A 23,946-nucleotide genomic window follows, 5' to 3' on the forward strand; every position below is an offset into this window, starting at 1 on the left:
CACCCACCCCCTCCACCGCCCCCTCCCGCAGCGCGTCCCTCTCGCCTGGGGCGGGTGGGAGGGGGGCGGGTGGGAGGGGGGAGGGGGGGAGGGGGGGTGGGGTGGGTGTGGGTGGGGGGTGGTGGGGGTGGGTGCCGGGGCTGTGCAGCAGGCGACCGGCGTTCCGGCGGTCGGCCGGAGTCGGCCGCCGTCGGGGGTCCGGATCCTCGTGCGGAGGGTCCGCGCAGGCGTTGCCTCAGACGGGTTCGGGGAGGCGGATGGGCATCAGGACGGAGTAGGTGCCGGCGCGGCCGGGGGTGCGGATGGCGAGCGGGGCGATGGGGCCGCCGAGTTCGAGGAGGAGTTGTTCGGGGTTCGCGGCCTGGAGGGCGTCGAGGAGGAAGTCGCGGTTGAGGGCGATGTGGCGGTCGTCGGGGGTGGGGTCGTCGGTGACGGTGAGGTGGCCGTCCTCGGTGAGGGCCAGCACGGTGACCTGGCAGTCGGCGCCGTGCGGGCCGGAGGGGAGGGTGCGGGTGGCGCCGGTTTCGACGGCTGCGCGGAGGTCGGCGGCGGGCAGGGTGATCCGGTGCTGGGGGTCGAGGCGGGTGGCGGCGCGGTAGTCGGGGTAGTCGAGGTCGGGTGTGGTGCCCTCGATCCGGTGGCCGCCGGTCTCGGCGCGGAAGGTGCCGCCGCCCAGGGTGAGGGTGACCTCGGCCGGGCCGTCGGGGAGCAGGGCGCGCAGGGCGTCGACCAGGGCGGTGGGGACGGTGGTGCCGGGGGTCGGCTGCTGGGGTGCGCCCGCGGCGGGCAGTTCGGCGAGGGCCATCCGGTAGAGGTCGGTGGCGACCAGGCGCAGGATCGGGCCGTCCGCTTCGAACAGGACTCCGGCGGGAGAGGGCAGTTCGGGGTCGCCGCAGACGGCGAAGCGGACCGAGTCCAGGGCGGCGGCCAGGCCGTCGGCGCGGACGGTGAGGCGCAGTTCGGCGGGGGTGGTGGTCATCGGGTGCTCCCTCTGCTCGATCGTCGTGCGGATCAGGGAGAGCTCGCGGCGGGCGTCGGTCAGCCCGTCCTCCAGCCGGCGCAGGTGGGCGTCGAGGACCCGTTGGGCCCCGTGGCCGGCCAGGACGGCACGGATGTCGGCCAGCGGCAGGCCGACCCGGCGGAGCCGGGCCAGCAGCCGGGCGTCGGCGAGTTGGCCGGGCCGGTACCAGCGGTAGCCGGTCTGCGGGTCGACCCAGGCGGGGGTGAGGACCTCGGCGCCGTCGTAGTAGCGCAGGGTGCCGACGCCCAGGCCGCTGGCGCGGGCCAGTTCGCCGATGCTGTGCAGCTCGCTCTCCATGCCGATGACTCTCGGGGCTCGACCTGGTCGAGGGTCAAGCGAGGTGGGTGAGTTTGTGGGGGTTGCGGACGGCGCGGACGGCGGAGACCAGGAGGGTGGCGTCCGGGCCCTCGGTGAAGTCGAGGACGGAGACGGAGTCGACGGCGCCGTCCACGGTGATCAGCAGGCCGGGCTGGCCGTTGACCAGGACCGGGCGGGCTTGCGCGGTCTCGCCCAGCTGGCGGAGCACGCCGAGGATGAAGCGGGCGACGTTCTCGGCGCCGGTGACCGGGCGGAGGGCGGCGCGGATCACGCCGCCGCCGTCGCTCCAACTGGTGACGTCGGGGGCGAGCAGGGCGAGCACCCGGTTGAGGTCGCCGCCGACGCAGGCCGCCAGGAACTCGTCGGTGGCCCGACGGCGCAGCTCCGGCGGGGCGTCGAAGCGGGGGCGGCGGGCGCGCACGTGCGCCCGGGCCCGGCTGCCGACCTGGCGGCAGGCGGCCTCGGTGCGGTCCAGGGCCTCGGCGATCTCCTGGTAGGAGAAGCCGAAGGCCTCCTTGAGGACGAACACCGCCCGCTCCAGCGGGGAGAGGCTCTCCAGCACCACCAGCAGGGCGAGCGAGACGCTCTCGGCGCGCTCGACGCCGTCGGTCGCGTCGGGCTCGGAGACCAGCGGCTCGGGCAACCAGGGGCCGACGTAGGCCTCGCGGCGGACGGCGGCCGAGTCGAGGCGGTTGAGGGCGAGGTTGGTGACCGTACGGGCCAGGTAGCCGGCCGGGCTGGCGACCGGGTCGGTGACCTGGCTCCAACGCAGCCAGGTGTCCTGGACCAGGTCCTCGGCGTCGGCGACGCTGCCGAGCATCCGGTAGGCGATGCCGAAGACCATCCGCCGGTGCTGTTCGAAGTCGGCGAGCCGGGTGTCGAGGGTGTCGGTCACCCTCCGGACGCTACCGCAGGGAAGTCCTAGGAGCGGAAGGCTTGGTAGGCAGGGGCGAGCAGGGTGGCGAGGTCGCGGCCGTGCACGGTGATGCCGGAGCGGCCGAGGCGGTGCAGCGAGGGCTCGTCGGGTTCGTCGGCCGGGGGTTGTGGGCGCAGGGTGAAGTCGCCGCGCCAGTAGGCGGCGACGTTGACCATCGGGGTCCTGGGGGGCGGTGGCTGGTCGGTCATGCGTCCTCCTCGGCGACGGCGTCCTCGCGGGTGAGGGCGACCAGTTCGCGCAGCGCTTCGGTGGGCAGGTCGGTGAGCCAGTGTTCGCCGGCGCCCACCACGGTTTCGGCCAACAGGCGTTTGGCGGTGAGGAGCTCGTCGATGCGCTCCTCGACGGTGCCGACGCAGGCCAGGCGGCGGACCTGGACGTCGCGGCGCTGGCCGATCCGGAAGGCGCGGTCGGTGGCCTGCTCCTCTACCGCCGGGTTCCACCAACGGTCCAGGTGGATCACCTGGTTGGCGGCGGTCAGGTTGAGGCCGGTGCCGCCGGCCCGTAGCGAGAGCAGGAACACCCTTGGGCCGTCCGGGGATTGGAAGCGTTCGACCAGTTCCTCGCGGCGGGTGCGGGGGACGCCGCCGTGCAGGTAGAGCACCTCCTCGCCGAGTCGGCGTTCCAGGTACGGGCGGAGCATGGTGCCGAACTCGGCGTACTGGGTGAAGACCAGGGTGCGGTCCCCCTCGGCCAGCGCCTCCTCCAGCAGTTCGGCGAGCCGGGCGACCTTGCCCGATCGCTCGCCCAACGGGGACCCGTCGTGCAGCAGTTGGGCCGGATGGTTGCAGACCTGCTTGAGCTTGCCGATCGCGGCCAGCACCGTGCCGCGCCGCTCCACGCCCCGGATGCCCTCGACCCGCTGGAGCAGGTCGGCGACCACCGCCTGGTAGAGGCCGGCCTGTTCGGCGGTGAGGTTGCACCAGACGGTCATCTCCTGCTTGGCGGGCAACTCGGCCGCCACCACCGGGTCGGACTTGAGCCGGCGCAGCACGAACGGTGCGGTGCGGCGCCGGAGTTCGGCGGTGCGTTCGGGGCTGCGGTGCAGTTCGACCGGGATCGCGTAGCGCTCCTTGAAGCGTTCGGCCGGGCCGAGCAGACCGGGGTTGGCGAAGTCCAGGACGGCGTGCAGTTCGGCGAGCCGGTTCTCCACCGGGGTGCCGGTCAGGGCGATCCGGTGCCCGGTGACGGGCAGTGCGCGGATCGCCCGGGACTGGGCGGTGCCGGTGTTCTTGATGTGCTGCGCCTCGTCGGCGACCACCCGGCGCCAGCGGATCGCGCGCAGCGCGGCGAAGTCCCGCTGCACCAGCCCGTAGGTGGTGATGACCAGGTCCACGCCCCTTACGGTTTCGGCGAGTTGGCCGGCGGCGAGGCGGCCGGCGCCGTGGTGGACGTGGCGGCGCAGGCCGGGGGCGAAGCGTTCGGCCTCGCGCTGCCAGTTGCCGACCAGGGACATCGGGCAGACCAGGAGGGTGGGGGCGGGTTCGGACCCGGCGGGTTGTTCGGCCTGTTCGGAGGCCAGCAGGGCCAGGGTCTGGACGGTCTTGCCGAGGCCCATGTCGTCGGCCAGGACGGCGCCGAGGCCGAGCCGGGACATGGTCGCCAGCCAGGCGAGTCCGCGCTGCTGGTACGGGCGCAGTTCGGCGTGGAAGTCCGGTGGCAGGGCGGGGGGTTGGGCGGAGGATCGGGCGGGGGTGGTGCCGGCGCCGGCGAGCAGGTCGCCGAGCGGGCCGTCCACCCGGACGCCGGTGACCGGCAGTCCGGCGACCGTGGCCTCCGGGTCGAGGGCGAGGCGCAGCAGGTCGGCGGCGGCCAGCAGGCCGTCGCGCTGTTCGGTGAGGAAGGCGAGCGCGGCGGCGATCTGGTCCGGGTCGGCCTCCAGCCAGGTGCCCCGGACCCGCACCAGGCCCTGTTTGGCGGCGGCGAGTTCGGCGAGTTCCCGTTCGGTGAGCGGGGTGCCGTCCGGGCCGAGGGCGGCCTGCCAGCGGAAGGCGACCACGGCGTCCCGGTCGACCTGGCTGGTGACGGCGAGGGTGCCGGGGGCGGCTGGGGTGGTGGCGCGCAGGGCGAGCCCGAGCCGGGGGCGGCGGCGCCACCAGGCGGGCAGCAGGACGCCGAAGCCGGCCTCGGCGAGTGCGGGGGCCGCGGTGCGCAGGAAGTCGAGGGCGCCGGAGCGGTCGAGCGGGAGGGCGGACGGGCGGGAACGGTGGCGCAGCCCGTCCAGGGCGGGCCAGCGGTGGGCGGCGCGGGCGAGTTCGGCGACCAGGGTGTCGGTCGGGCCTGGGGCCTGCGGGCTCTGCCCGGCCTTGCGGGCGAGGGCGGCGTGGGCCGGGCCGCCCTCGTGGACGTCGGCGGCGCGGACCAGCAGGGAGGGTTCGTCGACCGCCTGGAGCAGGAACTCCAGCCGCCAGGAATCGTCAGAGGGGCGGCCGTCGGGGTCGTCGTCGGCGGGGCCGAGCGGTTCGACCAGGCGGAAGCAGAGGCGCAGGGCGGGATCGGCGGGCTGGGCGGTGGCGTACCAGTCGTCGATCCGGCGGCGCAGCTCGGCGAGGTCCTCGGGCGGGGCTTCGACCTCGCCGGAGGGGGTGGTGAGGGCGTGCAGCCAGTGGCCGGCGGCGCCCCGGCCGGGGTCGGGGAAGGGGGTGTCGGCCAGCGCGGCACGGGCCTCGGCGTCCACCAGGACGGCCAGGGCGGCGTCCAGCAGTGCCTCGCCGGTGCCGACGCCGGTGGGCCACTCGCCGAGCAGGACGGGTGGGCAGCCGGCCGCGAGTGCGGCGGCCTCGCGGCGGCCGGCCGGGGTGGGGTCGGGCTGCCAGCGGGCCCGTGGGCGGCCGTCGTCGAGGACGGGCAGGGGCAGCACCCGGCCCCGGCCGACCGTCCGCCATGCGAGGTCGTGCACCCCGGTGAGCCAGCGCAGCGAGGGGCCGTAGACCACCTCGACCCGGCCGGCGCCGGGCAGGTCGGCGTCGGTGACGGCCCAGTCCGGGTCGTGGACCTCGCCGAGCAGTTGGGCGGCGGCGCCGGCGTCGAAGAGCAGCGCGGGCACCCGCCAGGGCGTGAGGACGGCGCCGCCGCGCGGCGGGGCGACGGGCAGGTCGGGCGAGGGGGCGGGCAGGGCGCCGACGGTGGGCAGCAGCAGGGTGGCCCAGCGTTCGGGGGCCTGGCCGGCGAGCCAGCCGAGGCCGGGGCCGATGCCGCCGAGCAGGGCGGCCAGGCTCGCGGCCGGGCAGGCGTAGGGGTGGGCGCGCGGGGTGGGCCGGTCGGGGCCGGGCTCGGCGACCCCGGGGTGGGCGCGGGCATCCTCGGCCCAGAGCGCCAGCCGTCCGTCCGCCCGCCACAGTGCGTGCAGGACGAACATGCGGGGCCTCTCGGGGCGGGTGGGAACCGTCCTTCGCAGCCTAGCCGGATGGTCGGACAGTGGCCGTCGGGCGGCTGGGCGGGCCGGGCCGGGGGCCGTTCGGGTGATCGGGAGGATTCGTCGGGAGTTGTGGTTGAAACTTGAACGAAAGAGTCGTACGGTGGAGCCAAGAAGTTGAAGCCTAAACAAATGGCTTCGAACCCGAGGAGGAGCCATGGGCCTGTTCAACCGCACCAAGACCGCCGCACCCGCCACCGTCCCCACCCCGGCCGGCCCGGACCTCTCCCACCTCACGGGCGACTGGACGATCGACGCCACCCACAGCGAGATCGGCTTCTCGGTCCGCCACGCGATGGTCACCAACGTCAAGGGCCGCTTCACCGAGTACGACGGCAAGCTGCACCTGGACGGCGCCACCCCGGGCAACTCCTCGGCCGACCTGGTGATCAAGGTCGGCAGCATCGACACCAACCAGGCCCAGCGCGACGAGCACCTGCGCACCGGCGACTTCTTCGCCGCCGAGACCTACCCGGAGATCCGCTTCCGCAGCACCTCCACCGAGGCGATCGGCGACGACTCCTACCGGATGACCGGCGAGCTGACCATCAAGGACACCACCCGCCCGGTGGTCCTGGACCTCGACTACACCGGCAGCGCCACCGACGCCTACGGTGCCGAGCGGGTCGGCTTCGAGGGCCGGACGGTCGTCGACCGCACCGCGTTCGGCCTGACCTACAACGCGGCGCTGGAGACCGGCGGCGTGCTGATCGGCGAGAAGGTCAAGCTCAGCTTCGACATCTCGGCCGTCAAGGCGGCCTGACCCGGCCGCTCCCCCAAGCCACCGCCCCTGCCTATCCCCCCGAGGCAGGGGCGGTGTTCTGTGCGGCGGTGCCCTACGCGGCGGTGTTCCGTACGGCGGCGACCAGCGCCGCGTCCGCCGGGGGCAGCCAGCTGCCCGCCGGGCGGGCCAGCCAGTCCTCGGCCGCGCCGAGTGCACCCGCCGCGGCGGCCAGCGCCCGCAGCCCGGGGTGGTGCTCGCCGGGCCGGTGCACCAGGCTGACCAGGCTCAGCGGCACCGGCTCCACCAGCGGCACGTTCACCGCCCCCGGGATCCTCGGCCCGCCGACCGTGGTCAGCATGGGGTCGCCGTGCCTGGCCAGGTAGCGGGCGGTCTCGTCCAGGCCCACCGGCGGGACGTACGGCTCGGCCGCGGTCAGGCCGTGTTCGCGCAGCAGCCGGGCGCCGAGGTCGGCCCACTCGGTGGTGGCCGGGTTGCCCGCGCAGATGTCGACGGGATGCCCGGCCAGATCGGCCGGCCGCAGCACCGGGCGGCCGGCCAGCGGGTGGGTGTCCGCCATCATCACCGAGACGCGCTCCAACCGCACCGGCACCTGGGCGAGTTGACCGCGCAGCTGGGCGGGCAGCCCGGCGAAGCGGCCGAACGAGGCGTCCAGCCGGTGCGCCAGCAGTTCGGTGGCGGCCGCGGCCAGCCCGCCGTGGAAGCGGGCCAGCAGCTCGCCCTCGGGCCAGGCGGCGCGGGCCCGTTCGAGCACCCGGTCGGCGGTGAGGTCCGGGCCGGTGACGTCGCTGTTGAGGTCGAGCAGCAGCGGCCGGGCGGCGGCAGCGGCGCCGGAGCGGGCCTCGGCGAGGATCTCGTCGTGCAGGGCGAGCAGCCGGCGCGCCCGGGGCAGCAGCCGGTGCCCGGCCGGGGTGAGTTCGACGCTGCGGGTGGTGCGGGTGAACAGGGCGTCGCCGAGCAGGCCCTCCAGGGTGCGGATGTCCCGGCTGAGCGCCTGCTGGGCGACGTACAGCCGCTCGGCGGCCCGGCCGAAGTGCAGCGTCTCGGCGGTCGCGACGAAGCCGCGGAGCAGTCGGGGGTGCAGGTCACGGGGCATGGGCGGCAGATTAACAACACGGTGTTGTGGGTGGGGCGGAACAGGTGTTGGACGCCCGCCCGGCGATCGCCCGAGGCTTGGCACATCCCCCTTCCGCCCTGCGCCCCAGGAGCCCGATTGCCCCCGCGTGCCCTCCTCGCCTCCTACCGCCGGCTGTTCGCCGCCCCCGGCGCCATCGCCTTCACCCTGGCCGGGTTGCTCGGGCGGCTCGCGCTGTCGATGAACGGCGTCTCGCTGGTGGTGCTGCTCGCCGAGCGGCGCGGCTCGTACGCGTTGGCCGGGACGGTCTCGGCGGCCGGGCTGGCCACCGGCGCGATCGGGATGCCGCTGCTCGGGCGCCTGGTGGACCGCTACGGGCAGTCGCGGGTGGCCGTGCCGGCCGCGCTGTACAACGCCGTCCCGCTCGCCGCCCTGCTGCTCTGCGTCCGGCTCGGCGCCCCGGACTGGACGCTGTACGCCTGCTGGGCCGCCTGCGCCGCCGCGCCCAACCTGGGCGGCATGGCCCGGGCCCGCTGGGCGCACCTGCACCGGGACGACCCGGCCGCCCGGCACCTGGCCAACTCCTTCGAGCAGGCTCTGGACGAACTCTGCTTCATGGCCGGGCCGGTGCTCGCGATGCTGCTCTGCACCACGCTCGCCCCGGAGGCCGGACTGCTCACCGCCGGCACCCTCGGCACCACCGGCGCCCTGCTGTTCGCCGCCCAGCGGCGCACCGAACCGCCGCTCCCCGCCCGGACTCCGGCCGGGCTCAGGCACGGCTCCCCGCTGCGGGCGCCCGGGCTGCGGGTCCTGGCGCTGACCTTCCTCGCCACCGGCATGGTCTTCGGCGCGACCGAGATCACCACCGTCGCCTACACCGACGCACTCGGCCACCGGGCGGCGGCCGGCCCGCTGCTGGCCCTGGTGGCGGCCGGATCCTGCGTGGCGGGGCTGGCGTTCGGGCTGCTGACCCCGCGTCGGGCGCCCGGCGTCCGCTTCCTGCTCGGGGCGGCCGCGATGGCCGGGGTGCTGCTGCTGCCGCTCGCCGCCGGGCTCGGCGGAGCCGTGCTGCCGGCGCTCGGGGCGGCGCTGTTCGCGGCGGGCACCGCCACCGCACCGACCATGGTGACCGGCATGACGCTGGTCCAGGAGCTGCTGCCGCAGCGGCAGTTCAACGAAGGAATGGCGGTGGCGGTGTCCGGCATCGTGGTCGGCATCTCGGCCGGGGCAGCGCTCGCCGGAACGCTCGCCGAGCACACCGCGCCCGGCACCGGCTACGCCCTGCCCGCCGGGGCGGCCGCGCTCGCCCTGCTGATCGCCCTGGCCGGGCGGCGCCACCTGCGCGTTCCCGCGGGCGGCCCCGAGAGCGGTCCCGACGGCGGACCCGGTGCGCGGGAAAATGCCGAGCGGGTTGTCAGTGCCTCCGTCTAACTTCTAGGCATGGCGGAAATCACCTACGTCCGAGGCGATGCCACCGCGCCCCAGGGCAAGGGCGTGAAGGTGATCGCGCATGTATGCAACGACCTGGGCGGCTGGGGGAAGGGCTTCGTGCTCGCGCTCTCCAGACGCTGGCCCGAGCCCGAGGCGGCGTTCCGACGCTGGCACCGGGAGCGGGCGAAGAACGACTTCGGCCTCGGCGGCCTGCAGCTGGTGCAGGTCGAGCCGTACGTCTGGGTGGCCAACCTGGTCGGCCAGCGCGGCATCCGAACGGGTCGCTCCACCGGAGTGCCCGTACGGTACGAGGCCATCGACACCGGGCTGGCCGCCCTGGGCGAGCGCGCGCTCGAACTCGGCGCCTCCGTCCACATGCCGCGGATCGGCTGCGGACTGGCGGGCGGGCGCTGGGCGAAGGTCGAGCCCTTGGTGGCGGCCCGGCTGACGGCGCACGGCGTGCCGGTGACGGTCTACGACGTCGACTGAGGTCTACGGCCTCAGCGCGCTCCCGGGCGTGCTGGCGGCTTCGGTCGCGGCCGGCCAGGCGTACACGTACTCGGGCAGCAGATGGCCGCCCGGGAACACGCCCTCCTGCGCCCTGATCCGCACGCCGCCCTCGCGCTCGTAGAAGGCGACCGCGCGGGTGTTGGCGCGCAGCACCTCCAAGTACAGCCCGGCGCCGGGGTGCCGCTCGGCCACCTCGGCGCGGGCGGCGGCCAGCAGTTCGCGGCCGATGCCACCGCCGGTGAGGCCGGGGCGGACGTGCAGGTTGTCCACCAGCACCCCGCCGTCGGGCTGCGGCACCAGATAGACGAACCCGGCCGGCTCGCCGGCCCGTTCGGCGATCAGCAACACGGGCGTGTTCTCCGGCGTCCCGTAGTCGACCGTCAGGCGCAGCTCCCACAGCTCGCGCCGCTGGGCGGCCAGCCCGTCCCCGATCGCTTCGTCGGGGACGATCCCTCGGTAACTGGTGCACCAGCTCTCGGTGTGCAGCTCCGCGACGCGTACGGCGTCCTGCGCTCCGCCGTGCCGAATGGTGATCCGTCCTGAACCGGTCATGTGACGAGCCTCCCACAGAGATGGAGTTGAACATGTTCAATCGATACGTCTACAGTTCCACCCAGCTTTTGAACGCGTTCGAAATCATGGGGGCGGTGTGCGCGGCACCGGATGCGGAGGGGGCATCCGGTGCCGCGAGCACCGACAGCACCGACACCGGGTGGAACCTCGTCTCCGGCTAGGCTCGTACCCGTGGACGACCTGGCAGCGACGAACCGAACGGACGACGAGAAGGGTGCGGCCGGCGCCCCGGCCGCACCCGGCCCGGACGGCGGGCCTATGCCCGGCGGTCGGGCCCAGCCCAAGACCGACAAGAGCGAGGCGACCCGGGCGCTGATCCTGGAGACGGCCATGCGGCTGTTCCAGGAGCGGGGCTACGAGAAGACCACGATGCGCGCCATCGCCACCGAGGCGGGCGTGTCGGTCGGCAACGCCTACTACTACTTCTCGGCGAAGGAATTCCTGATCCAGGGGTTCTACGACGGGATGACCCACGACCACGCGGCCGAGGCCCGGATCCGGATGGCCGGCACCCGGGACTTCGGCGAGCGACTGGAGATCGCGCTGACCTCCTGGCTCGACACCGCCGCGCCGTACCACGAGTTCGCCGCGCAGTTCTTCCGCACCGCGGCGGACCCGACCAGCTCGCTGAGCCCGTTCTCCAACGAGTCCCACCCGGCCCGGGCGACGGCCGTCGAACTGTTCCGCGACGTCCTCCAGGGGTCGGAGCTGGCGCCGAAGCTGGACGCCGAACTGGTCGAGTTGCTGCCGGACGTGCTCTGGCTGCACCTGATGGTCGTGGTGCTCTACTGGGTCTTCGACCGGACCGAGGAGACCGAGCGGACCAGGGAGTTTGTCCGGCGGTCGACGCCGATGGCCGCCCGGGTGATCAACCTCTCGCGCTACCGGGTGTTCCGGCCGATCGTGCGGGACGCCAAGGGGCTGATCCAGGACTTCATCCTGCCGACGATCGGGAAGACGGCCGTCAAGTAGGGCTCGGCGGAGTCGAGGTACGGCGGCGGCTCTCCCGCGGGTTCGCGGGCCGGCCGCCGCCGTGCTTCCGGACGGCTCAGAACTCGGTCGGCGTCCAGGCCCGCAGCGGGGTGCGCAGCAGCAGGTCGGCGGCGGCCGCCGCACCGGGCCGCAGTTCGGCGAGCAGTCCGGCCGCGGCCAGCCTCGGGACCGTCTCGGCGCCCAGGTAGAGCGAGCCCAACTCGCAGGCGCCGAGGGCGAGGTCGGCGTCGTCGGTGGTCCGGACGCAGCCGCCGGTGCCGTCCTCGGCGACCTCGATCGCGAAGCGGCCGGAGGCGTAGCCGAGCCGGTCCTCGACCTCCAGCACCACCCGGCCGGGCGCGCCGTACGACCGGGCGCCGAAGGCGGCCTCGACGTCCAGCAGCCGCAGCCACATGAGGTCGCCGTTGTCCTCGCGCGGAACGGCCGCGCGCGGGTCCTGGAGCAGCAGCGGCAGCGGGTCGTCCGGGGCGAGGCCCTTGACCCTGACCTTGCGCACCCAGTCGACGCTGAGCACCAGGCGCCACAGCTCGACGGCGGTGGGCAGGTCGAGGGCGATGAACTCGTCGACGGTGAGGGTGGCGTCGGGGTAGGCGCCGTCCCAGTTGTTGTCGACCCGGTAGATCACCAGGCCGGTGACCTCGCCGTCGGCGTCCCGGTGGACGGCGGTGAACGGCTCCTTGAAGTCGTCGCCGGGCACCTGGATCACATGGGTGTTGCGCTCCCACCAGATCTCGCCGCGGACGATCGCGCCCGGCTGGGTGCGCCGCCAGCGCTCGTACAGCGCGGCGCCGAGCTCGCGCTGCTCCGCCGGCGTCACGAAGTCGATCCGGCCGCCGGGCACGCCCGGCAGGCCCTCGCGCAACCCGCTCGTGCGGCTCAGGTCGATCTTCCAGCCGCAGCCCCAGGTGGCCGGGCCGAAGCCGAACCGGCCGTAGATGTTGTACTCGGCGGCGACCAGGACGGCGACCGCGCAGCCTCGCTCGGCGGCCGAGGCGAGGTCGCGCCGCATCATCGCGCTGAGCAGGCCCCGGCGGCGGTGGGTGGCGCTGACCGTGACGTTGGTGATCGCATCGGCCTGGACGACGGCCCCGCCCGGGACGGTCAGTTCGGTGTCGAAGCTGCGGTAGGTGGCGATCTGGCGGTCCCCGTCGAAGCCGGCCAGCATCCGGCCCGGCTCCCACTGCCTGCGGCGCAGGTCGGGCGCGATGCCCGCGTGCGGACGCAGGAAGCCGAAGTTGAGCGCCCGGTTCCACTCCTCCACCTCGTCCACGGAAACGGCCCGGACCTGGAGTCCGCTGACGGTCTCCACGGCCGTGTGATCGGTCTTGTTGCCCATCGGCCCACCGTACGGGCGGTGGTGCCGGGTCGGCATCCCAATTAATCCGTGCCCGATTGATCCGTGCCCGCTCCCCGGGTGTGCTCGCCCGGAGTCACCACCCAGTGGTTGGTGCGCAGGACGCGGTCCGCGAAGTCGACGTCCCGCTCGCCGAGCAGCCGGAAGCCGAGCGAGCGGCAGATCCCGTTGGACGGGCCGTTGGTCACCCCCGGGTTGGCGTGCACCGCGCCCCACCGGCCGTCCGCCGCCGCGGCGTCCAGCACCCGGCGCACCGCCGCCTTGGCCAGGCCACGGCCCTGGAACCCGGGCAGCACCATCCAGCCGATCTCGGAGACGGTGGCGCCGTCCTCCTCGTCCTGCCAGAGGTTGACCACCCCGGCCGCCACCTCGCCGCCCCCGGCGCCGTCGTCCAGCACGATCACCTTGATCCAGGCGGTGTCCGCCGCCGCCAGCCCGGCGTCCGTGCGCAGCCGTGCCGCCACCTTCTCCCGGGGCAGCGGGCCGCCCAGCTCGGCCATCATCCCCTCGTCGCACCGCATCCGGACGTACAGGTCGAGATCGCCGGCTTCGACGTTCCGCAAGCGCATGACGCCTCCTCAGGAGTGGTCGGAGCGGCCACGCTAGCGCGGGCCTCGGACATCGAGCCGGGGCCCGCGCGGGACGGCCGGAGGCCCCGGGCACCGGTTGCCGGTCCCGACACTGCCGCGCTCCGGACTGCTGTCCGCGCGGTACGGCGCGGTCCGGCCGGGCGGGCTGAGCAGGCGGGACGCCGACCGGGCCAGGGCCCGCGGCCTGCGGATCCGACCGGCTGCCCGGCGAGCGCGTCCTGCAGTCCACCGCCCGGGCCGTCGCCGAGCAACTCGGCCACCCGACACCCTCGCCGCCGAGCACCTGGCCCTGACCCGGCTCCACGCCGACGCCTCGGTCACCCTCGACCGGAGCCGGCGGAGGCCGCGGCCGGCGTGGTTCCGCTCGCCCGTTCGCCGAACTGACCGGGGCTCAGGGCCGGGCGTAGTAGTCCGGGGTGCCCATGATCCAGAGGCTGGCCTGTTTGACCGGCATGCCGACGCGCGGGGCCTCGATCATCTGGTCGTCGCCGATGTAGAGGCCGACGTGGTGGATGTCGGCGGAGCGGCCGGTGTCGGTCCAGAAGACCAGGTCCCCCGGGCGGAGCTGGCGGTAGGTGACGGGGGTGGACTGGGCGTACTGGTCGGCGGCGAAGTGGTTGAGCTGCTTGCCGCCCTCGCGCCAGGCCATCATGGTCAGCCCGGAGCAGTCGTAGCCCTCCGGGCCCTCGCCGCCCCAGATGTAGGGCAGGCCGATCTTGGACCGGGCGAAGGCGATGGCGGCGGCCGCGCCCTCGGCCGACCACGGGCGGGTGGCGGGCGGTGCCGCCTGGGCCTTGGCGGCAGCGGCGGCGGCCGCGGCCTCGGCTTCGCGGGCGGCCTGTTCGGCGGCGGCCCGGGCGGCCGCCTCCGCCTCGCGGGCGGCGATCGCCTCCAGCGCCTCGCGGCGCTTGCGCTCCAGCTCGACGGTGGTGTTCCGGGCGGCGGCGAGTTCGGCGAGCAGCCGTTCCCGGCGGCTGCCGGCGGCTGCCACCTCGCCCTGCTGGGCGGCGAGCCGCTGCTGCGCCCTGGTCCTGGCCGCGCCGACCTCGGCCGCGGCCTTCTCGGCGGCCCCGGTGGCGGCGCGGGCGGCGGTGGAGGCGCTGCGGGCGGCGGCGGCCGTGGAGGTGGCGGCGTCCAGGATCTGCCGGGTGCGCTCGCTGACCACGCCGACCACGGCGGCGCGGTCGCCCGCCTCGCGCGGGCCGTGGGCGCCGAGCAGGGCGTTGAGCGCGGACAGTTCGGCGCCGGCGCCCTGACGGTACGTTTCGGCGGCGAGCCGGGCCGCGTCCTCGGCCGCCTCGGTGCGCTCGGCCTCGGCGGCGGCCGCACGCCGGTTGGCGGCGGTCTCCTCGGCGCGGGCCCGGGTGAGGGCGAGCTGGGCGCCGTTGTAGGCCTCGACGGCCTGTTCGGCGCTGCGTCCGGCCCGGTCGAGTTCGGCCCGCGCGACGGTGAGCGCGGCCTCCAGGGCGGTGACCGAGGCGGCTTTGCCGTCGGCCTCGGCACGGGAGCGGTCGATCTCCTCGGAGGAGGGGTACGGGTCCTGGCCGGCCGGGGGGCCGGCGGCGGGCGGTTCGCCGGCGGCCGGGGCGGCCTGGGCGGCGGGGAGCAGCCCGAGCAGGGCGGTGAGGGACAACAGGAGGGTCGGCAGGATCCTGCGCGCCACGAGACATCCCTTCTCACGGGTTCGGAGGGACGGCGGCGGAGGCCGGGCGGCGCGCGGCCTCCGGGGCTGCGGTCGAGGCGGCGAGGATCCGACGAATCATCCCATCACGTGACAGAACGGTCACTCGCCGATCATGTTCTCAACTCCGCGGCTTTTCACACCTCGAACGCGCTCCGCCGGCCGGGTGACCATCCGATGATCCGATCGGGAGTCAACTCCGGTCGGGCGCACAGGGTATACGAACTACCGGCGGATCCGGCGGGTCTTCGTCCGCAGGTGGGGGTGTCGCCCGGGCCGGCGCTCCAGCCCGGTCGGGCCGACCGCGTACGTCCGGCTGCGCCCGGCGTGGACCGTACGGCGGCGCCGCTGCGCCCCGGCCGCGCGGACCGGGACGCCGTCGGAGGCCCCCTCGGCGGGCTGGGGGTGCGGCGTGGACGGGTGCGCCACCGCCCCGGCGGCGGCCGCCGAGCGGCGGTCGGCCAGGCGCGCCCGGCGGCGGGCCAGCGCCCGGGCGGCATGGGCGTCGAGGTGGGCGGTGGCCCGGGCGGACATCCGCTCGGCGACCCGGTGGGCGGTCGGGTGGTTGGCGGGCACCTTGTCGGGCGCGCCGGCGATCAGGTCGAAGAGCCAGGTACGCGCACGGTCGGCGCGCCGGTGCAGCAGGCGTTCGCGCCGGAGCGCACGCGCTCGGCGGCGGGGGCGCTTGGCGTAGCGCCAGCGCGCCCACGGGCTGTTGGGGCGGCCCAGCCGGATCGCGCCGATCCAGGACAGGCCGGGGACCATGATCCCGAGCAGGCCGGTCCACACCTTGCCCTTGAGCAGGGTGATCACCGAGGCCAGCGCGTTCACCGAGATCACGGTGATCAGGCCCCATCGGGTGTCCTCGCCGGGCACCACGCCGAGCGGCACGTACCCGATCAGCAGCAGCGCGGTGAACAGGATGCCGAAGATCACCGCGTCCACCGACTTGCGGCCCTGTTCGCTCCAGTAGACGTCGTCCAGGTGCAGGATCAGCGCGAACTCGTCCAGCACCAGTCCGCAGCCGATGCCGAAGACCAGCCCGAACCAGTCGATCCACGGGGTCCCGCCGTAGGTGGCGAACACCCCGATGCCGCCGACCAGCAGGAAGCCCAGGCCGAACACCATGTGGTGGATGTGCAGCCCGCCGGGGGTGACGTTGCCGGGCCACCAGCGCACCTCGGCGCGGATCATCCGCACGCTGAACCGGATGAAGACGAAGGCGGTGATGAAGCCGACCAGTAGCAGGAACAGCGGTTGCTTTTGCGTGTTGACGATGTGCTCGCGGTAGCTGTCCAGCAGTGTCGTCATGGGTCTTACCTTCGTTCCTGGTCCTGCGTCCTGCCTGCCACGACATGGCCCGGAGCCCGACGGCCCGCCGACTCGGAAGCCCGCGCCCCGCCCGCCGCGGCCTCCGCCACCGGTCCCGACGCGCGGTCAGAACCCACGGGTGCGCTTGGCCGCCCGGCGCGGCACCGCCGGGTAGAGCGAGGGGAGCTCGGCGCCGACCGGCAGCTTCAGGAACAGCCGGGCGATCTCGCCACCGAGGTTCACCCCGATCGCCAGCGCCATCGCGATCGCCGCCGCCCGGAAGACCGACACCAGGCCGGTGCTGGAGTGCCCCTGGGCGAAGGCGAGCATCCCGAGGTAGAGCGCCGAACCGGGCATCAGCGGGCCGATCGCGGCGGTCACGTACGGCAGCGCCGAGTCGTTGCGGTAGCGCGCCATCAGCTGGCCGAACAGGCCGACCAGTCCGGCCGCCACCCCGGTCGCGGCGATCGGGTTGACGTGCGCGTTGTACACCAGCGCGCCGTAGCTGGCCCAGCCGATGCCGCTGTTGACGGTGACCAGTGCCAGGGTGCGGCGGTCGGTCTGCAGCAGCATCGCGAAGGACAGGGTGAGCACCATCGCGGCGGTCATCTGGACCGGCGGGTAGCTGATGCCCGCCAGGCTCTCGTCCGGCTTGAGCTTCGCCTCGAAGCCGACGCCCAGGTAGAGGATCATGATCACGCCGATCACGATGCCCGCCACCAGGTAGATCACTTCCAGCAGCCGGGCCGCGGCGGTGATGTAGAAGCCGGTCAGACCGTCCTGGACGGCGGCGACCAGCGCCCGGCCGGGCAGCAGGGCGAACAGGCCACCGGTGATCACCACCGAGCCGCGCAGGCCCCAGTCGTTGAAGGACAGGATGATCCCGGACGCGGCGGCCGGCATCGCCGCCGCCACGAACTGGTAGAACTCCGGCAGCCGGCGCTTGGCCAGCGCGGAGGCCAGCCGGTCGCCGAGGACGGCCGCGACGAAGGCGCTGGCGAATACCAGCCAGGCCTTGTCGTCGACCCGGCCGCCGACCAGGAAGGTCGCCGCGCCGGCCAGCAGACCGGTGGTCAGGGCGAGCAGCCAGGACGGGTACGGGTGCCGGTTGCGGCGGATCGCGGCGAGCCGGCGGTAGGCGTCGTTGACCGTCACCTTCTCCGCGGTGATGTCCGCCACCAGCCCGTAGACCGCGTTCAGCCGGGTGTAGTCGGAGGTGCGGCGACGCACCACGCGGTCGGCGGTGACCGGCGGCTCGACCAGCGAGGGCTGGTGCGAGATGCCGATCAGGGTGAAGGTCACCTGGGGCTCGCAGTGGTCCAGCCGGTAGGCGTGCGCGATGCCGAGCATCGCCGCCTCGACGTCCTCGGCGGCCTCGCCGCTGGCCAGCAGCAGCTCGCCGATGCGCAGCGTCAGGTCGAGGATGCGCGGGACGTTGCGGGTGATGGCCGCGGAGGGGTGCATCTCCCGGGCGGTCCGCTCGAAGGCGGGGCGCTCGGACATCGGGGTGCGCAGCAGGGTGCGCATCCGGTCCGGCCAGGGCGCCTCGCCGGGGGCGCCGGCGGTCAGTTCGGGGATCGGGATGCCGGTGGGCGGGGTGTAGCCGGCCGCGCGCCACTCCTCGGGGGTGAGGGTGTCCTCGGCGACCGAGCGGCGGCGGGCCGGGCGACCGGTCCCCGCCGGACGGTCGGCGGCCGTCGGGCGGTCGGTAGCCGTCGGGCGGTCAGTGACCACCGGGCGGTCGGGGGCCGGGTGCTCGGGCTTCGCGTCCCGGGGGCGCAGGTCGATGGTCAGCTCGGGGTGCGGCTCCGGCCGCGCTTCCGACTCGGGCGCCGGCTCGGGGGACAGCAGGCCCTTGGTCTCCGGGGCGGGCGGGACGAGCGGCACCACGGTGACGGGCTCGACGACCGGCGCGGGGTGGCCGAGCAGGCCCTCGGTGGGCGGCGCCTCGGCGGGGTGCACCGGCTCCGGCGGTGTCTGCCGCACCTGGCGGACCGCCCGGCCTCCCCTCGCCCGCTTGCCCGCACCCGGTCGGCCCCGCTTAGGCACTTCCGCTCCTTGCCGCCCCTGGTGGCCGCCGGCCACCGTTCGATCTCGGGTACACCTTGCCTGATCGAACAGCTCGACGCACATGTACGGGACGTCCCACGGCGGCGACGCCGGGCGCCTACCCGGCTGGGCGGCGGTCGGCGGCGGCCGCGCCGGAACGGCGGGCCCGGAGCAGTTCGACCGCCACCGGGACCACCGAGACCAGCACGATGCCGACCAGGATGGCCTCGATGTTGTCCCGGACGAAGGGGATCTGCCCGAGGAAGTAGCCGAGCACGGTGACCCCGCCGCCCCACAGCACCCCGCCGACCACGTTGAACAGCACGAAGCTGCGGTAGTTCATCCTGCTCACCCCGGCGACGATCGGGGTGAAGGTGCGCACGATCGGCACGAAGCGGGCCAGCACGATCGCCTTGGGGCCGTGCCGGTCGAAGAAGGCGGCGGCCTTCTCGACGTTCTCCTGCTTGAAGACCCTGGAGTCGGGGCGGCGGAACAGGCCCGGTCCGACCTTGCGGCCGAAGAGGTAGCCGACCTGGTCCCCGGCGATCGCGGCCAGCACGATCAGCGCGCAGACCGACCAGAGCGGCTGGTGCAGGTAGGTGCCGCCGGCCACCAGCAGGCCGGTGGTGAACAGCAGCGAGTCGCCGGGCAGGAAGAAACCGATCAGGAGACCGGATTCGGCGAAGACGACGGCCAGGATGCCGATCAGGCCGAAGGTCGAGATCAGGGTGGTCGGATCGAGCCAGGACGGGCCGAGGGCGAGGCTGGTCACGGTCACGGTGCTGGCACTCCTGGAGGTCGAGTCTTAGCAATGCCATGGTAAAGCAATGACAAAGACTCGCCTGGGTTCGGGATGGTTCCCCTGCCCGGCCCGGCCCGGCCCGTGCTGGTCAGCGCGGGCCGGGCGGGGTCAGGCGGAACCGGGCGGCTCAGAGGCCGTAGCGCCGGACGATCCCGGTGTGCCGGTCGAGGTCCGCGCCCGCCGCCTCGGCCAGGTCAAGCCAGGCGAGCGGGTGCGCCCAGTCGGCGGTGAGCCGGTGCAGCAGCGCGTCGGCGTCCCCGGCGGTGGCGGTCGGCGGGACGCCGAGGGCGGCGTAGATGCCGGGCAGCCCCTCGCCGTCCCGTGCCGGGTCGGTGATCCGGTACTGCTCCCCGCTGTACGCCCAGACCGCGAAGCCGGCCGAGCGCAGTCCGTCCCGGAACCCGGCCCAGGCCTCGTCACCGGGCCAGGCGCCGTCGATCCAGTAGGTGGTGAAGCCGGCCGGGTCGAGCAGGGTCAACTGGGCGAAGACCGGGCGCCAGCCGGCCCGCTCCGGCTCGGGGGCGTCGTCGGCCGGCGGGCGCTCCAGCAGGGCCGGGGCGAAGACCACCGTGTCGCCGTGGTTGAGCGTCAGGTCCTCACCCAGCACCGGCAGGATCCGGGCGGTGGCCGGGCCGGTCCGGACGGCGGGGAGGTCGACCGTCGTGCCGTTGGTGCGGGTGGCGCGGACGGTGACCAGCTGCCACTCCTCGTCCACCGGGCCCTCGGGCTCGTCGAACTCGATGCCGATCCGGGCGCCGGTGGAGCGGACCACGGCCCAGTCCCGGTTGGCGCTGGCCGCGGTGATCAGGTGCCAGAGGTCGGCCTCCTGGACCGTCCGGTGGGCCTGCTCCTCCCCCGCCTCCTCGGCGGGCAGGGCGTGCTCCAGCAGCTCCTGGTAGAGGCGCTGCGCGGTGGCGTGGTCGCCCAGTTCGGTGGCGGCGGCCGCGGCCAGTCGGCGGGTGTTGATCCGGCTCGCCTCCAGCGCCAGGATCGCCCCGCACTGCTCCAGCACCTCGGCCCAGCGGCCCTCGGCGGCGGCCCAGCGGGCGCGTATCCAGTGGGCGTCGGACGGGCTGGTCGCGGCCAGCCGGTCGGCGAGGCGGCGCACCCCCTCGTCGTCACCGGCCTCGATCAGGGCCTGGCCGAGCGTGCCGACCAGTTCCTCGCCGCCCGGGTCGGCGTCCAGCCGCTGCCACAGCAGGTCGGCGGCGGCCCGGGCGTGGCCTAGCCGGCCGAGCACGTCGGCGAGCAGCACGACCAGCGCGGTGGCGCCGGCCGGCTCACCCCGGTACCGGTCCAGGGCGACGGAGAGCAGGTCGGCGCCCGCCTCGAAGGGCACTCCGGCCTCGGCCAGGTACGCCGCCAGTTCGCCGGGCTCCACCGGCAGCCCGGGCACCGGGAGCGCCTCGGCGGCCGCGCGCAGGGCGGCGACCTCCTCGGCCACGCCCTCGGTACGGCGCAACCGGGTGAGCTTGCGCTCCCCGGTGGCCGCGAGGGTGAGCGCCACCGTGCGGGCGCCGCGGGCGACGGCCAGCCGACCGGCCGCCAGCAACAGGTCCACGCACGGGCGGTGCGAGCCGGTGCCGTCCAGGTAGCCGACCCAGCGGGCGAGCGCGGCGCCCAGCTCGGCGTCGTTCTCCCAGGCGCCGGCCCCGACCAGCAGCTCGACCGTGCGCGTCCAGGTCTCGCGCAGGCCGGCGTGCCGCTCGGCCTCGGCCCGCTCGGGCAGCACGGCGAGCGCCTCGGCCGTCCGCCCGAGCGAGGCGAGCGCGCGGGCCCGCAGCAGGGCACCCCAGCGCCGGTCGCTCTCGTCGATCTCCTCGCGCCCGGCCCGGGCGGCCTGATCGGTGCTGTCCAGCAGGGCGAGCACCTCCTCGTGCCGGCCCAGCAGGTGCAAGGTGCCGGCCCGGGCCCGGTGGAAGCGCAGCGAGACCGGCTGTCCCGCGGCCTGCATCCGGGCGGCGGCGGAGTCCAGGTGGGCGAGCGCGTCGGCGGCCCGACCGTCGTCCTCCAGGGCGTCGGAGTACTCGCGGGAGAGGCAGTCGTAACAGGCCCGGCCGGGCTCGATCCGGTCCAGCGTCTCGCCGACCACCTCCAGGCGCTCCGCCACGTACCCGGGGCCGTCGACCCGGGCGTGGCAGATCGCGAAGTCCTGCACCACGCAGACCGACTGCGGGCAGCCGACGGTCTCCTCCCGGTGGGCGAACTCCAGCAGGTCGACCGCCTCGGGCAGCACCGACTCGCCCTGCTGGCGCTCGTTCAGCAGGTTCTGCATCCGCCAGTGCCGCAGGTAGACCTCGACCCAGGGCAGGCCGAGGGCCCGGGCGGCGGCGAGCGCCTCCGGGTAGACCGCGTCGAGCTGCTCGTTGCGGCCCTCGGTGGCGTGCTCGGGCAGCTCGTAGACGGCGTCGGCCAGCCGCTCGTGGCCGGCCTCGCGCAGCTGCTGGTGGGTGTCGCGCACCCAGGCCCAGATGTCGGTGGTCATGTCCGTTCCCCCTGCGTCGTGCTGATCGGTCTGCTGTCGTCGGCCGGTCCGCCCGTCATGCGTCGTCCCGCAGGGCGCCTGGGCTGTCCGGGACGTCCGGCAGGGCACCGGGGCTGTCCGGGACGTCCGGCAGGCCGGCCGGGACTGCCGCGGTCAGGGCGGAGACGGCGGTGCCGATGCCGACCAGCGCGGCGCCGAGGTCCCCCTCGGCGGAGCCGGCGGAGGCCGCCGCCATGATCACCTTGAGCGAACGGAGCAGCCCGGCCGCGGTGGCGCTGCCGGTGTGCCCGGTGCGGTAGGCGGCGAGCAGGTCCCGGACGGCCGGGCAGTCCAGATTGAGGTAGAGCCGGGCCCTGACCTCGCCGTCGGTGCGGGCGGTGAACGCCCGGGCCAGCCGGAGCGCGGCGGACGGTATCCGGGCGTCGGCCCGGTCGTCCTCGATCCGGGCCTTCAGCTCGGCCTCGCGGTCCGGCACCAGGACCAGCGGCAGGCCGGGCGGGTCGAAGCGGGCCGGGACGAGCTGCTCGCCCGGGTCGGCGAGGGCGCCGGACAGCCAGGCCGCCTCCTCGGGCGGCAGCGGGAGCTCCGGGTCGCGGAACAGGTCACGGTTGCCCTGCTCGCTGCCCAGCTCGACCACCCGGCAGCCGCGCAGCTGGGCGTAGCGGCGCAGGAACGGCAGCACCGCGTAGCGGTCGCCGCGGGCGATCGGGACCCGCATCGCCCGGTACAGCATCTCCTCGAAGCCGCCGCCGCTGCCGAGCGCGACGTGCACCGCTCCCCCGCCGGCCGCCCGCAGGCCGCCCGCGGTGAGGTCGCCCTGCGAGGTGGGCACCGGGACGTCGTCGGCGAGCAGGGTGAACAGCCGCTCGTCGCAGAGCGCGGCACCGAGCAGGTCCTGGCCGTGCCGGGTGAGGATGCGGCGCCAGGCGGCGGGCCGCAGCCGGGCCGTCTCGTACAGGCCGTCCACCACGGCGTCGGCGAGGGCCCGTTGCAGTGCGCGGTAGTGCTCGTCGCGCTGGAGGTCCTCGCGGCTGGCGGTGGGGGTGAGCCGGCTGGACTCGATAACTCCGCCGATGAATCCGGCCCAGCTGGGCAGCAGGTCGCGGGCGTCCTCGGCGAGCAGCATGCCGCGCAGGTAGACGGCGAGGTCGCGGTTGTCGCTGCTGCCGTAGGTGCCGCCGTCCTGGACCCAGAGCAGGCCGACCGCGTCGGTGGCGCCTGCCGTGGTTCCTTCCCGTTCCCCGGCCCCTTCCGCCTGGACGGGCAGTACCGGGAAGGCGGTGAGCGGTTCGAAGCGGCGGCCGAAGGCGGCGGCGAAGGCCATCCGGGCGGCGTACGGGTCGCCCGACGGCTGCTCGCGCCAGGGCACCGGGACGGAGTTGACGGGGCGTTCGTCCTCGCCGACGTAGACCGGGATGGGCAGCAACACGCAGTAGCGGCCGAGGACTTCGCGCAGCGCCTGTTCGTCGGCGAGGTGAGCGTGCTCGGCCTTGAGCGCCAGTTCGACCACGGTGCCGGGCTGCGGCCGGGCGGGAACCGGTTCGACCTGGTAGTGCTCGCCGCCGCGGCTGCGGTAGCGGTGGCCCCGCTTCGGCTCGCGGTGCGAGGTGGTGGTGACGGTCACCTCGTCGGCGACCGAGAAGGCGGAGAGGAAGCCCAGGCCGAAGGCGCCGATCAGCTCCTGGTTGCCGGTCAGTTCGCGCAGCATCCGGGTGTAGCCGGTGCCGACGGTGGCGAGGTAGGAGTGGATCTCCGGCTCGGTGAGGCCGGCGCCGGTGTCCTCGATGGCGACGGTCCGCCGGGCGGCGTCGGCGCGCACCCGGATCAGCGGATGGTGGTCACCGTCCGGGTCCTCCAGGAGCCGGCGGGTGTGCGAGTCGTGGGCGTTCTGGACGAGTTCGCGCAGGGCGACCAGCGGGGTGGAGTAGAGGTGGGTGGCGAGGACGTTCACCAGGCCGCCGAGGTCGACCTCGGTGGTGCGCAGGTCGTCGGCGGGGGTGGGTTCGGTTGGGGCACCTTCAGACATGGGCACCCAGTGTGCCAGTGCGACTATCTGTCGACCATTTCTTTCCAAGTAGCTGTCATCACCCCGGTTTTCGCCGGTGAAATGACGGATTATCGTCAACTTGGAATGGACCACTCCCCCACCATCGAGGGAATTGCCACCCGTTTGGTGGAGTTCGTCCACGTCACTGGTGAATGCTGATCGTGCGACGTCAGGCAACGGCGCTACGGAGCGGCCACTCCGGATCGCGCCACATTCGCACTTCCAGCTCAGGGAGACCAGCGTGTCCCGTATCCGCGCAGCCGCCGCCGTCACCGCCCTCGGGGCCTTCCTCCTCGTCGGCGTCGGTGCCGCCACCGCGCACGCCGACGACATCGCCGGCGCGATCGACCACTCCAACAGCAGCGTGGTGAACAACGTCGGTTCCGGCAACATCATCGGCACCGTGCACGGCAACGTGGTCAACACCCAGCAGACCGCGACCGGTTCGGGCGCGAGCAACCAGAACAACGGCCTCGCCGTGGCCGGCAACGGCGGGAACGTCGGCGCCCTGCAGGGCAACGGCAACTTCGACGCCCGGGTCTACTACCCGCACGTCCTCTACTAGCCGGGCCGGCCGGGGCGCGAGCCCGGCCGCACCCCACGGGGCCGGGTGCC

20 protein-coding genes are annotated in these 23,946 nt (G+C 74.6%); 6 read left to right on the top strand and 14 right to left on the bottom strand.

The window, feature by feature from the left end; all coding sequences use genetic code 11:
• Positions 1-235: 235 nt before the first annotated feature.
• The 4 genes from ACFWIS_RS37295 to ACFWIS_RS37310 are packed head-to-tail and all read right to left on the bottom strand — an operon-like array spanning position 236 to position 5,631.
• Positions 236-1,318, bottom strand: coding sequence for a MerR family transcriptional regulator (locus tag ACFWIS_RS37295; RefSeq protein WP_380462217.1), 1,083 nt, complete (start codon positions 1,316-1,318; stop codon positions 236-238).
• 34 nt (positions 1,319-1,352) lie between these two features.
• Positions 1,353-2,234: an RNA polymerase sigma-70 factor gene (locus tag ACFWIS_RS37300; protein WP_380462218.1), complete on the bottom strand. Its 882-nt coding sequence runs from the start codon at positions 2,232-2,234 to the stop codon at positions 1,353-1,355.
• Between the two features lie 26 nt (positions 2,235-2,260).
• Positions 2,261-2,464: a hypothetical protein gene (locus ACFWIS_RS37305; protein ID WP_380462219.1), complete on the bottom strand. Its 204-nt coding sequence runs from the start codon at positions 2,462-2,464 to the stop codon at positions 2,261-2,263.
• Complete coding sequence (locus ACFWIS_RS37310) at positions 2,461-5,631, bottom strand: SNF2-related protein (protein WP_380462220.1); 3,171 nt, start codon at positions 5,629-5,631, stop codon at positions 2,461-2,463. Before ACFWIS_RS37310 ends, ACFWIS_RS37305 begins: the two co-directional genes overlap by 4 nt.
• A 214-nt stretch (positions 5,632-5,845) precedes the next feature.
• Here ACFWIS_RS37310 and ACFWIS_RS37315 point away from each other — a divergent pair, with 214 nt between their 5' ends.
• The gene (locus ACFWIS_RS37315; RefSeq protein ID WP_380462221.1) at positions 5,846-6,451 is read left to right on the top strand and encodes a YceI family protein; all 606 of its coding nucleotides are present in this window, start codon (positions 5,846-5,848) and stop codon (positions 6,449-6,451) included.
• Between the two features lie 73 nt (positions 6,452-6,524).
• Here ACFWIS_RS37315 and ACFWIS_RS37320 read toward each other — a convergent pair whose 3' ends face one another.
• Positions 6,525-7,526 carry a LysR family transcriptional regulator gene (locus tag ACFWIS_RS37320; RefSeq protein ID WP_380462222.1) on the bottom strand — a complete coding sequence of 334 codons (1,002 nt, stop codon included), beginning with the start codon at positions 7,524-7,526 and terminating at the stop codon, positions 6,525-6,527.
• Between the two features lie 117 nt (positions 7,527-7,643).
• On the opposite strand from ACFWIS_RS37320, the gene ACFWIS_RS37325 reads away from it, so the two are divergent.
• Together ACFWIS_RS37325 and ACFWIS_RS37330 are read left to right on the top strand one after the other, a co-directional pair.
• Positions 7,644-8,936, top strand: a complete 1,293-nt coding sequence (locus ACFWIS_RS37325) for an MFS transporter (RefSeq protein ID WP_380462223.1) — start codon at positions 7,644-7,646, stop codon at positions 8,934-8,936.
• 9 nt (positions 8,937-8,945) lie between these two features.
• The gene (locus tag ACFWIS_RS37330) at positions 8,946-9,425 is read left to right on the top strand and encodes a macro domain-containing protein (RefSeq protein WP_380462224.1); all 480 of its coding nucleotides are present in this window, start codon (positions 8,946-8,948) and stop codon (positions 9,423-9,425) included.
• A 3-nt stretch (positions 9,426-9,428) separates the two neighbouring features.
• Here ACFWIS_RS37330 and ACFWIS_RS37335 read toward each other — a convergent pair whose 3' ends face one another.
• A complete protein-coding gene (locus tag ACFWIS_RS37335; protein ID WP_380462225.1) occupies positions 9,429-9,998 on the bottom strand; it encodes a GNAT family N-acetyltransferase in 570 nt (189 codons plus the stop codon).
• Positions 9,999-10,030: 32 nt separating this feature from the next.
• Here ACFWIS_RS37335 and ACFWIS_RS37340 point away from each other — a divergent pair, with 32 nt between their 5' ends.
• Both ACFWIS_RS37340 and ACFWIS_RS37345 read left to right on the top strand, forming a co-directional pair.
• Positions 10,031-10,180 (top strand): hypothetical protein, encoded by a 150-nt coding sequence (locus tag ACFWIS_RS37340; RefSeq protein WP_380462226.1) that lies wholly within the window; start codon positions 10,031-10,033, stop codon positions 10,178-10,180.
• Positions 10,181-10,190: 10 nt separating this feature from the next.
• Complete coding sequence (locus tag ACFWIS_RS37345; RefSeq protein ID WP_380462227.1) at positions 10,191-10,991, top strand: TetR family transcriptional regulator; 801 nt, start codon at positions 10,191-10,193, stop codon at positions 10,989-10,991.
• Positions 10,992-11,067: 76 nt separating this feature from the next.
• Here the strand turns inward: ACFWIS_RS37345 and ACFWIS_RS37350 are convergent, their stop codons facing one another.
• The 8 genes from ACFWIS_RS37350 to ACFWIS_RS37385 all read right to left on the bottom strand — a co-directional run bounded on the left by ACFWIS_RS37350 (position 11,068) and on the right by ACFWIS_RS37385 (position 23,310).
• Entirely contained in the window at positions 11,068-12,348 is a 1,281-nt protein-coding gene (locus tag ACFWIS_RS37350; protein ID WP_380462228.1) for a GNAT family N-acetyltransferase, read from the bottom strand.
• A gap of 41 nt (positions 12,349-12,389) precedes the next feature.
• The gene (locus tag ACFWIS_RS37355) at positions 12,390-12,935 is read right to left on the bottom strand and encodes a GNAT family N-acetyltransferase (protein WP_380462229.1); all 546 of its coding nucleotides are present in this window, start codon (positions 12,933-12,935) and stop codon (positions 12,390-12,392) included.
• A 412-nt stretch (positions 12,936-13,347) separates the two neighbouring features.
• Positions 13,348-14,619, bottom strand: a complete 1,272-nt coding sequence (locus tag ACFWIS_RS37360) for a C40 family peptidase (RefSeq protein ID WP_380462230.1) — start codon at positions 14,617-14,619, stop codon at positions 13,348-13,350.
• 243 nt (positions 14,620-14,862) lie between these two features.
• Positions 14,863-15,948: a hypothetical protein gene (locus ACFWIS_RS37365; RefSeq protein ID WP_380462231.1), complete on the bottom strand. Its 1,086-nt coding sequence runs from the start codon at positions 15,946-15,948 to the stop codon at positions 14,863-14,865.
• Positions 15,949-16,074: 126 nt separating this feature from the next.
• On the bottom strand, positions 16,075-18,081 hold the full coding sequence (locus ACFWIS_RS37370; protein ID WP_380462232.1) for a threonine/serine exporter family protein: 2,007 nt from the start codon (positions 18,079-18,081) through the stop codon (positions 16,075-16,077).
• A gap of 34 nt (positions 18,082-18,115) precedes the next feature.
• Positions 18,116-18,769, bottom strand: a complete 654-nt coding sequence (locus ACFWIS_RS37375; protein WP_380462236.1) for a DedA family protein — start codon at positions 18,767-18,769, stop codon at positions 18,116-18,118.
• A gap of 157 nt (positions 18,770-18,926) precedes the next feature.
• Positions 18,927-21,284 carry a hypothetical protein gene (locus ACFWIS_RS37380; protein ID WP_380462233.1) on the bottom strand — a complete coding sequence of 786 codons (2,358 nt, stop codon included), beginning with the start codon at positions 21,282-21,284 and terminating at the stop codon, positions 18,927-18,929.
• Between the two features lie 55 nt (positions 21,285-21,339).
• Complete coding sequence (locus ACFWIS_RS37385) at positions 21,340-23,310, bottom strand: ATP-binding protein (protein WP_380462234.1); 1,971 nt, start codon at positions 23,308-23,310, stop codon at positions 21,340-21,342.
• Between the two features lie 262 nt (positions 23,311-23,572).
• On the opposite strand from ACFWIS_RS37385, the gene ACFWIS_RS37390 reads away from it, so the two are divergent.
• Positions 23,573-23,896: a hypothetical protein gene (locus tag ACFWIS_RS37390; RefSeq protein WP_380462235.1), complete on the top strand. Its 324-nt coding sequence runs from the start codon at positions 23,573-23,575 to the stop codon at positions 23,894-23,896.
• The last annotated feature ends 50 nt before the right edge of the window (positions 23,897-23,946 follow it).

The organism is Kitasatospora sp. NPDC127060, assembly GCF_042724935.1.
Classification (GTDB): domain Bacteria; phylum Actinomycetota; class Actinomycetes; order Streptomycetales; family Streptomycetaceae; genus Kitasatospora.